The organism is Chryseobacterium sp. CBTAP 102 (assembly GCF_003201365.1).
GTDB lineage: Bacteria > Bacteroidota > Bacteroidia > Flavobacteriales > Weeksellaceae > Chryseobacterium > Chryseobacterium candidae.
Map to the genome: position 1 here is coordinate 21,702 of NZ_QICX01000003.1, position 15,037 is coordinate 36,738.

Here is a 15,037-nt window from a genome sequence, read left to right on the forward strand (position 1 = left end):
CAATATGAAAAAAACAGATGTAGCTGTAATTGGCCTATCCTGCGTCTTTCCCGGGGCACAGGATGCCAAAACTTTTTGGCAGAATATTGTCAATAAAGTTGATTCTACCGAACTCGCTCCGGAGCATCGGATAGATCCGGTTCATTTCAGTGATGTCACAAGTCCCGTTGACCGTTTTTACTGTCAGCGTGGAGGATTTATCCCTGACTATACTTTCGATCCTACCGCATTTGGTATTTTGCCATTAGCCGTTGAAGGAACAGAACCTGATCATCTGCTTACACTTGATCTGGTACAGAAAGCACTGGAAGATGCCGGCGTATTCCAAAAAAATACTTCCCTTGAAAAAGCGGGAATTATCATCGGTAAAGGAAACTACACAGGTCCAGGTGCGACCCGAGCTATAGAAATTGTAAGAACCGGAGAACAGATTTCTTCGTTATTACAGGAATTGCTGCCTCAGGTTTCTTCTGTGGATATTGAAAAAGTAAAACAAGCTTTCCAACAACGTAAAGGACGTTTCGCGGCCGATACTGCGATGGGATTAATACCCAATCTTGTAGCCTCTCTTGTCGCGAACCGCTTCAATTTAGGAGGCGCTGCATTCACTGTAGATGCCGCTTGTGCCTCTGCTTTGATTGCTGTAGATCATGCTGTACAGGAACTTCAGAGAGGCCGTTCCGATATCATGATCGCAGGAGGCGTACACACAGGCCAGAATGCTGCTTTCTGGAGTATTTTTGCTCAGCTGGGAGCCATGTCACGCCAACAACAAATCAAACCGTTCAGTAGTGATGCTGATGGTCTGTTGATTGGTGAAGGATGTGGTTTTGTTGTACTAAAAAGACTGGAAGATGCCATTCGGGATCAGGACAAAATCTATGCTGTGATCAAAGGAGTAGGCGTAAGCAGTGATGGTACCGGCACCAGCGTGATGAGTCCATCTGTAAAAGGTCAGTTGAAAGCACTGGAACAGGCATGGATGAATGCTGATTTAGATAAAAATAAAGTGGGATATCTTGAAGCTCATGGCACAGGAACTCCCCTTGGAGATAAAACAGAACTTCAGACCTTAGCCCAATTCTTCGGGAAAGAAGAAACCGCTCCTACGGCAGGTATCGGATCTGTGAAATCCAATATCGGGCATGCTATGCCGGCAGCAGGAATTGCTGGACTAATTAAAACCTGTTTAGCATTACATCATGATACTTTACCACCAACCTTGTATTGTGAGAATCCAACTTCGGAGATGCAGAATACAAGGTTTGAACCTGTACAGAAAGCCAGAAACTGGTCAAAAACAGGACTGCCAAAAGTAGCCGCAGTGAATGCTTTCGGATTTGGAGGAATCAATGCTCATGTTGTTTTGGAAGGCTATGATATGCCGAAAAAAGATCTGGTATTGATATTGGCAAGACACACCCATGAAGAACTGCTATCTGCATTACAAAATAATGAAACAGCTATTGGCGAAGGAGATTTTAGGGTTGCGATATTTGATCCAACACCTGCCAGAATAGAAAAAGCCATAAAAATTGTTTCCAAAAATATCATCTGGAAAAACAAACAGGATATCTGGTACACTTCTGCTCCGTTATTAAAAGATGGCAGTAAAGTAGCCTTTGTATTTCCTGGATTGGATGGACTGGCAAAAGGTGAAGTAGAAACGGTAAGCCGTTATTTTGGGCTTACAGCTCCTATTGAAACGGAAGGTGAAGGACTTTTAACCGATGCTTTAAACGTTTTCAACAATTGCAGTATCCTTGATAATTCATTGAAAAAAATGGGAATTATCCCGGATATGAATGCAGGACACAGTTTAGGAGAATGGTTAGCCGGTTATTCTTCAGAATTAGCAGAAGCCAACTCTGTAAAAGCCTTAATTGATGTCCTTCACCCTGAAACTTTTGAATTAAAAGATTCCAAATTCATCGCCATAGGAGCCGGAATTGATATTATAAAACCTTTTATTGCAGAAATTTCAAACCTTTATGTATCCAATGATAACTGCCCTAATCAGGTGATTCTTTGCGGAAGCAATGCAGCTTTGGATGAATTGGTTCCTTTGTTAAAGGCAAAACAGATTTTCCATCAGGTGCTACCGTTCCAATCCGGATTTCACTCTCCTTTTATCGCAGATAAACTGGATGTGATCCTTGCGGGAATGGAAAAAGCACAGTTCCAGCAGACAAAAATACCATTATGGTCTGCTACCACCTTAGAGCCATATCCTGCAGATCAGGCAGCGATCAGAAAACTGAGTGCAGAGCATTTGGTAGAACCCGTTCGTTTCCGTGAACTGACAGATAAATTATACGAAGAAGGCGCAAGAGTTTTCATTCAGGTCGGTACAGGAGGACTGATTGGATTTATTGATGATACTTTGAAGGGGAAAGCCTTCAGTACCATTGCTTCCAGCGTTCCGACCCGTTCTGCATTAGCACAACTACAGCGTGTAGTGGCTTCTTTATTTGTAGAAGGAAAAACAATTGCCCTTGATTTTCTGGAGATTCAGAATCATTCGAAAAGACCTTCAGGAAAAGGTATTAAGCTGGAATTAGGTTCTCCTATTATCCGTAATTTTAAAGAAGTAAAAGCCTTGGCTCAGTCATTTGATATGCCAAAACAATATACAGCAACGGCTTCAGCTATTGCCACCAAAAGTGGTCACCCGCTGGTACAGGCATTCCAGGATAACGTTGCGGATATGATCCGTATGCAGGAAGAAGTATTGACTTTATTCCAAAACCGTCCGGAGATCACCATCCAACGTCCGACAGCTCCAACAACACATGTTGCTCCAAAAGCACCAAGAAGTACAACCTTCTCAAAAGACTTGTATGTAACTCTGGAAAGCCATCCTTATCTGATCGACCACAGTTTATTGAGACAGCCTAAAGGATGGGCTCATGTTGCAGATATGGAACCGGTGATTCCGATGACGATGATCTTCGAACAGCTTGCAGAAATTGCAGAAGCTGAAGTTCCGGGAACATTGGTGCATAAAATCATGAATGTAAGCGTATTCCAATGGATGAACGTTGCCAAACCTTTCGAAAAAACCGTAAAAGGAGAATGGCGTTCACCGAATCACGCTTATCTTGATATTGAAAACTTTGCCAACGCAGAAGTAATTTTAAAATCAGCTTCTGTTGCAATACCTAATTTCAATCTTTCCATCGGTAATCTTTTACCTATCGAAAGAACGCCTGAAGAAATCTATGACATGCACATGTTCCATGGAGACAAATACCAGGGAATTACTGAAGTTTCAGCCGTTGGAGACAAAGGAATTATCGGAAAAATAAAAGGAAACGGTGGTAAAGGTTCTTTGCTTGATAATGCAGGACAGTTATTCGGACTTTGGCTGCAGCTTACTTTAGTGAAAGACCGTATTGCATTCCCTGTAAAAATCAGAGATATTGAATTCTTCGGAGATATGCATGATCAGGAAGGTATTTTTGAATGCACCTGTATGCTGACGGAACTTAATGATGAATTTGCCATCGCAGATATCATCCTGAAAAGAGACGGAAAAGTATGGTGTGCCATTACCGGTTGGCAAAACAGAAGACTGGAAATTGATGCTCCGTTATGGAATGTTTCCATGTCACCGCTGCACAACCGTCTTTCGGAAGAGATCGCTCCTGAAGTTTTCTTCTTCCATCAGGCATACACCCGAGTCGCTTCATGGGATTTTATCCTGAAAAGATATTTCAACCAAACGGAAAAACAGCACCACCAACAATTATTACCTAACAAGAAGAAAAACTGGATGGTAAGCCGTGTAGCAGTGAAAGATGCTGTAAGAAATCTCCTTCGTCAGGAAAAAAAACATGCCTGCTTCCCGATCACCTTTGAAATCCGTTCCGATGAAGTGGGGAAACCTTACCTCATCAGTGATTTTACAGAAGACATTCATATTTCTTTAGCTCACAAAGGAAAAGAAGCCGTAGGAATTGCGAGATATGGAAAATCTGTAGGAATTGATATGGAACTGATGGAAGAACGCAGCTCAGGATTCTATGACATGGTATTTACCGACAAAGAATTAACCTTATTAAAAGACAGAGATCAGGCAGAATGGACCACCCGTTTCTGGGTAGCCAAAGAAGCTTACGGAAAGTTTCTGGGAACAGGACTGAAAGGAAATCCTAAAGCCTTCGAAGTCGAAATGATAAAAGATGATCACCTGTGGATCAACAACATTGAAATCAAAACTATTAAACATAAAAATTATATTATCGGATGGACACTGTAAACGCAACATTAAAAATGAACCACGAAGAACTTTTTATTTTATTAAAAGGTTTTATTACTGAAGTGATAGGGGCTGAATTTGTAGAAGAGATGGATATTACTCCTGAAAGTTCATTCACCAAAGATCTTGAAATGGACAGCATCGAGATTGTCTCTTTCTCTGAAAAGATCAAGGCGCATTTTGGCGATCAGATCGACTTTACAGGTTGGTTATCTTCTATGGATCTTGACCAGCTTATTAATCTTGACCTTAGTATGATCATCAATTATATCTACGAATGCCAATAATCACTGTCAATAACAGACAAGTTCATATACAGGAACTCAACAAAGGAGCCGAACAAACCGTGGTACTCATCCACGGTATGTTCAGTAACCTGTCCATTTATTATTTTAATATTGCCCCTGTACTGGCCAAGCATTTCCATGTGGTGATGTACGATCTGAAAAGCCACGGTATGAGTGAACGCTTTTTGGATGGGTACGATCTTGACAACATGTCATCCGATTTAATAGGTTTAATAGATCACCTTCAACTGGAAAAAGTACACCTTGTCGGCTATAGTTTCGGAGGTCTTATTGCGTTGAAAACAGCTTTAGAATATCCTAACCGCGTCAATCAGCTCGTGGTGATGGAAGCTCCGGATCCTCAGGATGAAAAAGCCCGTAACATCATTGATGAATACAGCAAAGAATTTCTTGAGCACTATGTCGCCAATTTTACAGACACTACCAAAGTACAGATGGGTAAAAGACAAATGGAAAAGAACCATCGCATGTATGAATTTCTGTTTAATCAAACCACCATTAAAGCAGATATGATCAGGGAAAAAAATTTCCTTGGTGAAGCTGACTTCAAGGGATTGGAAACTTCCACTTTATTGCTTTATGGAGCTGATTCCAACTGCAGACCTACAGGTGAATGGCTGCAATCTCAAATCAGCCAGTCTGAACTTGAATTAATTCCGGGTGATCATAATATTCCTATCCAGGAACCTCAGCTCATCGCTGAAACGATCACTCAATTCTTATCTAAAATTTTAACACAAAACCATGGCTAAATTTGCATTTATAGTTCCACCATTAACAGGACATGTCAACCCTACCTTAAGCATCGGTGCTACGCTGCTGGAAAGAGGACATGAAGTAGCCTGGATCAGCCTTGACCCGACTTTAGAAGCTAAACTTCCCGAGGGAGGAAAATTATTACTGATCCAATACGATCAGACCGACGAAGAAAAGAAAGAAAGTGAACAATATCTCGATATTATCTCCAAAAAAGTAGTGTATGGTATAGACAGCGTTAAGTTCCTGTATGAAGAGGTTCTTATCCCGCTGAACAGACATTGCTATAACGGAGTTGTTGCTTTATTAAAAATAGAGCAACCCGATTTGATTATCGGGGATCATCAGTTATTTGCAGCTCCGGTTGCAGCCAAAACTCTTGGTATTCCTTATGCCACTTCTGTTACCGCTCCGGCAGCCATCAAAATTATGAATGAGCTTCCAAAAGTACACGAATGGGAAGTGAATCAGATCCTAGATTTACAGAAAGAATTGGGTTTCCATGAAGAACGCTCCCTGGCAACTTCAGATCTGTTGACACTTGTTTTGACTTCCAGTTATTTCTTTGGGGAAATGGATGATCTGCCTTCTCAATATCAGTTCACAGGTCCGGTTCTTACGGAAAGACGTATCTCATGTGAGTTTGATTGGGACCGATTAAAAAGTGCTGACAACAAAAAGATTTTAGTAAGTATCGGAACAACCTTCGATCATGATCATAAAAAAGCATTTTTCCAAAAGGTCATTGATGCCTTTAAAGATGAAGATCTGACTGTTGTAGTCGTCTCCGATCCACAACTTTTCGAACAGTGGCCGGATAACTTTATGGTGTATCAACAGGTTCCGCAACTGGATCTGCTGCCTCATCTTGACGGCGTAGTTTGCCATGGCGGTCATAATACCGTTTCTGAAACATTATCCAACGGAATTCCTTTGGTTGTGATCCCAATTGCGTATGACCAGTCGCATGTTGCAGGACGTGTGGTGCGTACAGAAGCAGGTGAGCGTCTTAATTTTAACCGATTTAAAGCCCATCACCTGAGAGAAGCTGTACAGCAGATTCTGAATAATCCAAGCTATGAAGATGCTGCCCGAAAAGTTGGACAGTCTTTTGTGGAAGCCGGAGGTTCAGCTACAGCAGCCAATTTATTGGAACAGGCTTTATCAAGAGCTTCAAAACCTGAAAAACCGTCTAAATTTTTATTCGTAGTTCCTCCGTTTTTCGGACATATAAGCCCTACCTTAAGTGTGGGAGCAAGCCTGATTGCTCGCGGACACGAAGTAAAATGGTTTGGAATTACGCCTTTAGACAGCAAACATATTCCCGAAGGAGGTTCTTACTTCTATCCTGAAGAAGATCTTATTCCATACCAGGAGGAAATCGCCCGGATTTTAAAAAGACAGGATGACGGACCCGCATGTTCCGGACCTGAAGTCATGAAACTGGCACTGGAAGAAACCTATGTTCCTTTCGCTAAAATGATGATGCCGGGATTAACGAGACTTACTGAAAGCTGGATGCCGGATGTGATTGTAAACGACTGTATCACTTTCGGAGGTGCTCTTTTCGCTCATAAACATCATATTCCTTGTGTAACGACAACTCCGGTTCCTCCGGATGTGATGGGAGACACGGAAAAAAGTGCCCCTAAAATCTGGGAATGGCAACAGAACTTAATCAAAGATCTTCAAAAAGAAGTGGGCATTCATGAGGAAGGCATTTACATCCATTCTCATAAACTGAATATGGTGTTTACTTCACAGGCTTTCGCCGGATTTGAAACCGTTCCGCCTCATATGAAATTTGTAGGCCCGGTAAAAGGCCGTCCGAATGATTCCCCATTTGACTGGGATAAATTAAACGCTTCTGCCACTCCAAAGATATTTGTATCGTTGGGAACACTGCTGGTAGATATCAGAAAAGCATTCTTTGAAAAAATCATCGCTGCATTTAAAGACCAGCCGGTTACCGTAATTGCCGCTACTCCACCGGAAATTTTTGAAGAATGGCCGGATAACTTCATCGTGAACAGCTTCGTTCCTCAGTCTGCGGTGATGCAGCAGATGGATATGGTGATATGCCACGGTGGTTTCAATACCGTAAATGATACTTTCCGTAACGGATTACCTATGTTGATCACGCCAATCGCTTACGATCATTTCCATATTGCAAAACTGATCGAACAGGCAGGCTGCGGAATCAGTATACGATACAAAAGACTGCGTGTAGATGCCCTTCGTGAAACGGTTTTTGAATTATTGGAAAATCCTAAATACAGAGCCGCCGCTCAGGAAGTCAGAAATACATTTACCCTTGCCGGAGGTAATGATAAAGCGGTAGAACTGTTAGAAAATTTTGTACAGGAACATTCAACATTAGCTTCTGTGTAGCCTATGAATCCACCTATAAAAAGAAGACTGTTATTTGGTGAGCGCATGTTGCTGGGAGACGGAACAGAACCCTTCAACGTGGTTATTGCGTTCCGGCTGAGAGGTTCTTTTACATTAAAAGAGATCCAGCAGGCTCTGGCACGAATCCAAAATAAACATCCATGGCTGAGAGCATTGATCAGTTATGACGAAAAAAATATTCCCTGGTTCAATGTTCCTGAAAAACCTGCTTCTATCCCTGTAAGAATCATCACCAGACAAAGTGAAGATCAGTGGCAGGAAGAATCCAGAAAAGAATGGAACACCAATTTTAATTACGAAAAATTGCCCCTGATCCGGTTTATCTGGATCAAGGGTGAAAACGTTTCTGATATGCTGTTTGCGTTCCACCATTGTTTATGCGATGGTGGCTCTGCTATGGCTTTTTCACATGAATTCCTGAAGGTACTGGAAAATCCTGCTGCTGAAATCGGGGTAGAAAAACCAATTTTAGGCATCGAAGATGTAGTTCCGGCCAGTATTCTGAACAGCCGCCGGCAGAAACTGAAAGCCAGATTTATCGGAAGGCTGGCTGCTACTGCCATCAAATGCATTCCCGTAGGTAGGAAAGCCGTGGAAAGACAGAATGACTATCTGATCCACTGGAAACTGGATGAAACCGTGAGCAAACAATTAATTGATTACTGCAAATCTCAGAAAGTAACCGTCAATACATTTTTGAGTGCAGCAGTATTGCAGGCATTTAAAAAAGTAAGAGGAGAAAAATCTTTCAATAAAGTTTCCTGCCCGGTGGATATCAGACGTTTCGCCAGGCAGATTAAAGAAGATCATATTTTTGCTTTTGGATTAATGATAGTGGTTTCTTCTGATGAAAAGCTAAGTTTTGAGGACAATCTAAGAGTGATGCAGAAATCTGTGGAACAGAAGACCTCAAAACTGAATCCTTATATCACGATGATGGTGATGGAATCCGGGCACGATGCGCTGAATAATTTCACCAGGCTTTTAAAGAACGGGAAATCTTCCAACGACTGTATGTTTTCCAATCTGGGACGTATTAAGATTCCTCATCAGTATAAAGCTTTCAGTGTAGATACTATTTTCAGCCCTACAGTAATAGGACCTTTAGGAAATACAACTACGATGGTGACCTCAACCTACCGTGGTGAAATGGATTTTTCATTCATGGGAAGCGAAGGATATTTACCTTACACCGATGCATTAGCTGTCCGTGATGAGGTAATACAGACTATTCATTCACAACTAAAACAAATGGCAGTATCATGATCAAAAGACCTTTAATGATGGTGGAAAGGATCATGTATGTAGATCCGGAAACGCCCTTAAACTGTATTTACACGGCAAGAATCAAGGGAAAAATTCCTGAACAAAATTTTAAAGCTGCTTTAGTAAGAATCCAGCAGAAGCATCCTATTCTGAGAACGAATATTGATCATAACATTGGATGCTATCCTTTTTTTATGGGACAAAGAGATATAGAACCTATTCCCCTTCGTATTGTTGAGCGTAAAACAGACGAGGACTGGTTTAAAGAATCTGAAAAAGGATGGTTTAAACTTTTTGAAACACCCAAAAAGCCATTGGCCGAAGTAGTATGGGTAAAGGGACAGGATACTTCTGAAATTCTTTGGATCATCCCCCACTGTATTTCAGACGGAACAACCGGAGTAACCTTAATTCGTGAACTTTTAAGCTTGCTGGACAATCCATATGCTCCATTAATTCCTTATGTTGCTTTTGAATCTGTTGATGATTTCCTGCCTTCAGATTTTAACACTGGAATAAAAAAATACAAAGCCAGCTTTTACCTGCTGTTTGCTAAAGTATTCTTTTTCATCCAAAGAAAAAGTAAAAAGAGAAACCAGGGAAAAAATTATGCGATTCACTGGAAAATGACTTCAGAGGACACCAAACTGATCACTGAAAAATGTAAAGCTAACGGAATTTCTGTGCATGCTTTGTTGTGCTCCTCGGTGATGCAGGCCTTTCGTGAAGTTCAGGGAGACCGTGCCAAAGGCAAAGTGATCAGTCCTGTAGATGTGCGGCATTTTATTCCGGAGATTAAAGAAGATCATTTATTTGCTTTTGCTCCTACAGTAGAACTTTCTGTGAAAAAAAACAGCAAGGATGTTATGAGCAATGCCAAAGAGATCAAAAAGGATCTTACTGAGAAAATCAACAAGATGGAAGCCCGTGAACTTCTGTGGATGGGTGAACACATGCATCCTGTTGTGGGGCGTATGATCAATATGCTGAAATCCAGTGAAGGCGGACATGATATCACCTTATCCAATATGGGAAAGGTAAATATCTCTAATGATTACAAAAATTTCAGTCTGGAAACAGTCTTTAGTCCTACCGTAGCTTTCCCATGGCTGAATTCAAATACTTTAGTCACCAGTACATACAACCAACAGATGGACTTCACTTTCATGTCCAATGAAAACTTTCTTCCCAAAGAAGAAGCTCATCTGATCAAAGATAAAGCCATCGAGTTATTGACCCTCTCTCTATGAAATTTAAAATAAAGCCTCCGAAACCCAGACCTATAAAGAAAACCACCCTCAAACGCTTTCTCATGAAGCGTACAATTTACTATGTCCTTCCGAATGTATTTTTTAATTTCATTATTGCCTATGCCAGTTTCAAAGAATTGGGCTACACGCATTTCTTTTCGGGAACTCAAAACCTGGCCCGCCTTACCCTGCCGATGGCGGTCTTCCTTCCGGTAGTTCTTACTATTGATATCATAAAAAGAGTAACGGATGCCGCCAGCCAGGAAGCCATAGATTTTACGGTGGACGAACAGTTGAATATCAAAAAACTGATGACCAAACTAAGCATTTTACACGGTTTGATTACCGGATTATTGGTATTATCCATCCTCTATATAGGACAGTATAATTTCTCAAAGGATTATAAACTGGATGCAACAGCAATGGCTGTGGTAGTGGGAATACTGGCGGGAATATTATCTGTGATTTTTGTGTATTTACCAGTATGGAGATTAAGAAGATGGATGTGCAAAGTAACACCAGTACCAGCAGATATAAACCCATAATTTTAAATAAAAACTGCTACAATACTGGATATCATTTAATTAAAAATAAAAAAAAATAACCATATCCGGATGATCATGAGGTTACAGATCATTTTTATGCACAGATTTAATTAATTTTTTTCTATGAAACTTAATATTTGATAAATTTTTTATATTTATATGGAAAATTTGCAAGAATTTTTCTTGAACAGAATGACCCACAATGTATGTACAAAATAACGGATCAGTTAAAAAATATAGGATTCAGTATCAATCGTTTAGATTACCTTATCAATAGAAATAACAACAAAAGAGAATTCAATACCTTGGAATATTTTTGTATCTATATTATTCTGGAAGATATCCAGTTAACGATAGATAATGTTCCCTACCCATTAAAAGGGGGAAATATTGCCTTCGTAGGCCCGCAAAAGAAAATCGTTTTCGGGGAAACCAAAAGATCAGATGTCTATTCCATTGCATTTTCATCCAGTTTTTATGAAAGATCAACCAAAGACAGCCTTTTTATCAATTCCCAGCTTTTTTATAATTATAATTCCGACATATTTATAGCTCCTTTCCTCGATGCAGAACAGATGAGAGTGATATTCCTGGAACGTATGGAAACTTTCCGGAAAAAAGATGAAAGCCTGTATATCTCTGCTGCCCATAATGCCATAGAAAGACTGATGCTGGACGCCCTTTTACATATTCCCACTGAAGAAATCAAAAAGGATATCAAATTTGATTATATGTATTATGTGAACCGCTTCAAAGTTCTGCTGCAAAGAGACTACAAAAAGGCAAAGAAAGTAGCATACTATGCAGAAGAACTTAATATCTCACCAAGGAAACTCACTGAGATGACAGAGTATGTACTTGGCAAAACAGCCAAACATATCATCATTGAAAAGCTCATTATCGAATGCAAAAAAGCTCTGAGTTTCTCAAACTCCACAATCTCTGAGATATCTTATGACCTGGGTTTCAGCAATGAAGGAAATTTTACCAATTTTATAAAAAAACATACGGGAAAAAATCCCTCCGAAATGAAATAATTTGTATATTTACATAAGTAACCTTTTGGGGAAAAATATAGGTTATATGCTTGCAAAGTACATTTTATTCATTTTGTTATATTTTGCTTTTACAAAATCTTTTGCACAGGCAGCAGACGGTTTAAGACTTAATGTAAGGCTTTATCCGGTGCAGATGCTTGCTGTGGGTACAGGATTTTCGGACGAGGGGAATGAGTCTTCCTTCCGGGAGGTTCAGTCTGTAATGATCTCAAGTCCGTCAGGGTTTCAGCTTAATGCACAGTATGATGAATATTTAGGTACAATCGGTAATACCGATACCAACAGAGAAAGATCTGAAGAATATCATCTTATCAGCCATCACAAAGGAGTGGTGCAAAAGAGATATATTATCGATCATGAGTTAGAAGATGCAATAAAAAATTTAAGCTCCAACACCAACTATGAGCAAAATTTTTTAATACTAACTCTAATTTCTCAGTAAAAAATCAAGCAAAGCCTTAAAAAAATAATTATGCACTGAATAACAATCTTGCAATTTATTCATTCCCTTTATATTAAGTAAAATTAATGTTTAATATCAATAAAGCATTTTTTTTACTTTATGGTGATTTTATCAGCATTTAAATGATACTTTTTATGTAATTATTCATAAAAAGAATTCATGCATGTGTGCTTATTTCTCTGTAAAAATTCACAAATAATAAGTATTTTTTCACAAAGATCCTGATGTTCTTTGTATTTACCTTTGCATCCGCAATTTTAAAATAATTAATACAAAAAAACGTCTTTAACCTTATGAAAAAATTTATTTTAGCATCTTTCGCTATCGTAGGATTCTCTACATTAAAAGCACAAAATGTAACACTGAATGTTAGACTTAAGCCCATCCAGACTCTTGTCGTTAACAACGCTCAGAAAATCGTTAACTTAGACTACGTAACTAAAGATGACTATGCAAACGGTGTAACTTCTGTAAACGCAGATCACTTAAGTATTTACAGTACAGGAGGATTTCAGGTAAAAGTAAAAGGTGGTAACGATGTATTAGAGTATGGAGGTAAAAACATCCAGGCTAACAGCATCCAGATTAAAGCAAGCGCAGGTTCTGACGCTGTAAACGGTGCTCAATATGCTCAGAATGTACAGTTATCAACTAACGAAGCAACTTTGGTAACTTCTTCTGCTGGAGGGGTAGACAAAAAAATTAACATTGAATACACAGGAGCCGGAGGTAACACTTACCTGAACAATTATATTGCCGGACAGGATCCTACAGTATACACTACTCAACTTACGTATACCATTATTTCTCAATAATAGCTATCATTATGTAATGATAAAGTGTTGTACCTACCACAACACTTTATCAACACTTAAAAACTAATCTCCGTCATGAGCAGACTTTCTCTTCTCCTTTTCAGTCTTCTTTTCCTATCCTCTTTTTACGGATATGCGCAAACAGGAGTTTCGGTTTCGCCGCCAAGACTGTATTTTGAATCGGGGAACGGAAACAGCAATACCCAGACCATAACGGTAACTAATGTAAGTGCCAAAAATTCTCTGGATCTTGCCATAAGCCTTGGAGACTGGGAATATGACGGCAAAGGTGAGAATGTAACATATCCTGCCAATACCCTTCCCTCTTCCTGCGCAAGTTGGGTTTCAGTAAAAAAAGAAGATAATTACTTCACGCTGGCTCCGGGAGAAAAAAAAGATATTGAGGTAACCATTACAGTTCCTAATGTGCTTTCAGACCAATTGGCTGCCCATACGGCTGTTCTGTATGTAAGCCAGATGAATCCGGTAGATGATGTGGATCATAAAGGCGCCAACATCAAAGTAAGCATCCGTTCAGGAATCAAATTATTCCACAAGATGCCTGCCGCCAAAACTAAAAAACTTGAAATCCAGAATCTGGTATACGGAAAAACAACCAATACAGTCAACCTCTTTTTTGACAACCAGGGAGATGTATGGGGTGACGGAAAAATATACACTGACTTTGTGAATACCCAAACCGGAAAAAAAGTGTCACTGGACCCTGTTATCTTTTATACTATGCCCGGAAACAAAAGGGAAATGGATATCCCGCTTCCGGCAGGCCTTGAAAAAGGAAAGTATACCGCTTCTGTAATGATTGATTACGGAGACAACAACAATCTGGAATTAGGAGAATTAAGTTTCAGCTATGAATAGTAAAACATTCTTCTGTTTCTTGCTGTTGATTTCCCTGAACTGCTTCTCACAGATCAATTACAACTCATGGGTGAACAGTTACCTGCAGATTAATTCTTACAGCGGAAATACCAATCCTGACGCTTATACTTTTACCCTGGCTGGTAATGGAGTGTTTAACATTCCTTACTGGAAAATATCCATGAGGCTGAAACAGCCTATCACCTCTACGGACGGGAATTATACGATGCCTGCCAACAAAATATCATTTCAGCCGGTTTCCACTTCAGGACAGGCTTATCCGGGACCTGTGCCCACCATTCCTCAGATCGGAATGCCGTTAAATACTTTTCTTCAGGCCAACCAGGAAGTCTTTTTAATTCCACAATCCAATGCAGCGTTATACAATCAGCCGCCCCAGCCCAATGGCTACTACAACCTGCAGGTAAAATACAGTCTGACTGTTATGGGAGGATCTTATCTGGGAAGCTACCCTTCCTGGACCAGATTTAACGCTCCAATACAGTTTACGGCGTATGACCAGTACAACAATATTATTGGCAGGGCTGATCATAATTTTCAGATTCACATCGGAACGCTCAGCGGAACTCCGACCGATGTACCCGAAATGTCGCTTCAGTTTTCTGCAAAAGCAGTCAACGGTTCACTGGAATTCAGGAGCATATCTGATTATGTTAACGGAGTAAGTGTCATCTATTCTAATGGACTGATTGTAAAAAGCAATACCAATTATCAGATCAAATTACGTTCTCTTCAGGGGCAGTTCAGCTCTCCAGCCGGAAATTTTATTCCTTTGGAAACCGTAAAACTTAATCTCACCCCCGTTTCAGGGAATACAGGCAATGTATATCCCATCTTACTGAGTGCTTCTCCCCAGCTTATCGCTACAGGAGGTTCCACCGGAAATTCCAGTCTATATTATGATATCAGATATTCCACCAAAGCCAATGATGAAAGGCTGATTAATGCCAAATCGGAAGAATATTCCACCACCCTTCAATACGAGATTATCCCCCAATAACCA

The 15,037-nt window shown here is 40.0% G+C and carries 12 protein-coding genes; all 12 read left to right on the forward strand.

Translation table 11 applies throughout. The features are described 5' to 3' along the window. Positions 1 to 4: 4 nt before the first annotated feature. The 12 genes from C8D70_RS05365 (at position 5) to C8D70_RS05420 (ending at position 15,034) form a co-directional block, all read left to right on the forward strand. Positions 5 to 4,261 (forward strand): type I polyketide synthase, encoded by a 4,257-nt coding sequence (locus C8D70_RS05365; RefSeq protein ID WP_110366627.1) that lies wholly within the window; start codon positions 5 to 7, stop codon positions 4,259 to 4,261. Continuing rightward, entirely contained in the window at positions 4,249 to 4,548 is a 300-nt protein-coding gene (locus C8D70_RS05370; RefSeq protein WP_110366628.1) for an acyl carrier protein, read from the forward strand. Before C8D70_RS05365 ends, C8D70_RS05370 begins: the two co-directional genes overlap by 13 nt. Continuing rightward, the gene (locus tag C8D70_RS05375; protein ID WP_110366629.1) at positions 4,539 to 5,321 is read left to right on the forward strand and encodes an alpha/beta fold hydrolase; all 783 of its coding nucleotides are present in this window, start codon (positions 4,539 to 4,541) and stop codon (positions 5,319 to 5,321) included. The genes C8D70_RS05370 and C8D70_RS05375 overlap by 10 nt, the downstream gene beginning before the upstream one ends. Further along, positions 5,314 to 7,716: a glycosyltransferase gene (locus tag C8D70_RS05380; protein WP_110366630.1), complete on the forward strand. Its 2,403-nt coding sequence runs from the start codon at positions 5,314 to 5,316 to the stop codon at positions 7,714 to 7,716. Before C8D70_RS05375 ends, C8D70_RS05380 begins: the two co-directional genes overlap by 8 nt. 3 nt (positions 7,717 to 7,719) lie before the next feature. Then, complete coding sequence (locus C8D70_RS05385) at positions 7,720 to 9,003, forward strand: condensation domain-containing protein (protein ID WP_110366631.1); 1,284 nt, start codon at positions 7,720 to 7,722, stop codon at positions 9,001 to 9,003. Beyond that, positions 9,000 to 10,253, forward strand: a complete 1,254-nt coding sequence (locus C8D70_RS05390; RefSeq protein ID WP_110366632.1) for a phthiocerol/phthiodiolone dimycocerosyl transferase family protein — start codon at positions 9,000 to 9,002, stop codon at positions 10,251 to 10,253. Before C8D70_RS05385 ends, C8D70_RS05390 begins: the two co-directional genes overlap by 4 nt. A 62-nt stretch (positions 10,254 to 10,315) precedes the next feature. Next, positions 10,316 to 10,798 (forward strand): hypothetical protein, encoded by a 483-nt coding sequence (locus tag C8D70_RS05395; protein WP_228407987.1) that lies wholly within the window; start codon positions 10,316 to 10,318, stop codon positions 10,796 to 10,798. Positions 10,799 to 11,004: 206 nt separating this feature from the next. Further along, the gene (locus C8D70_RS05400) at positions 11,005 to 11,835 is read left to right on the forward strand and encodes a helix-turn-helix domain-containing protein (protein ID WP_110366634.1); all 831 of its coding nucleotides are present in this window, start codon (positions 11,005 to 11,007) and stop codon (positions 11,833 to 11,835) included. 46 nt (positions 11,836 to 11,881) lie between these two features. Continuing rightward, positions 11,882 to 12,298, forward strand: a complete 417-nt coding sequence (locus tag C8D70_RS05405) for a hypothetical protein (RefSeq protein WP_076595539.1) — start codon at positions 11,882 to 11,884, stop codon at positions 12,296 to 12,298. 314 nt (positions 12,299 to 12,612) lie between these two features. After that, a complete protein-coding gene (locus tag C8D70_RS05410) occupies positions 12,613 to 13,134 on the forward strand; it encodes a hypothetical protein (protein WP_076595538.1) in 522 nt (173 codons plus the stop codon). A 75-nt stretch (positions 13,135 to 13,209) separates the two neighbouring features. Then, positions 13,210 to 14,013: a molecular chaperone gene (locus tag C8D70_RS05415; protein ID WP_076595537.1), complete on the forward strand. Its 804-nt coding sequence runs from the start codon at positions 13,210 to 13,212 to the stop codon at positions 14,011 to 14,013. Continuing rightward, complete coding sequence (locus tag C8D70_RS05420; protein WP_110366635.1) at positions 14,006 to 15,034, forward strand: hypothetical protein; 1,029 nt, start codon at positions 14,006 to 14,008, stop codon at positions 15,032 to 15,034. Before C8D70_RS05415 ends, C8D70_RS05420 begins: the two co-directional genes overlap by 8 nt. The last annotated feature ends 3 nt before the right edge of the window (positions 15,035 to 15,037 follow it).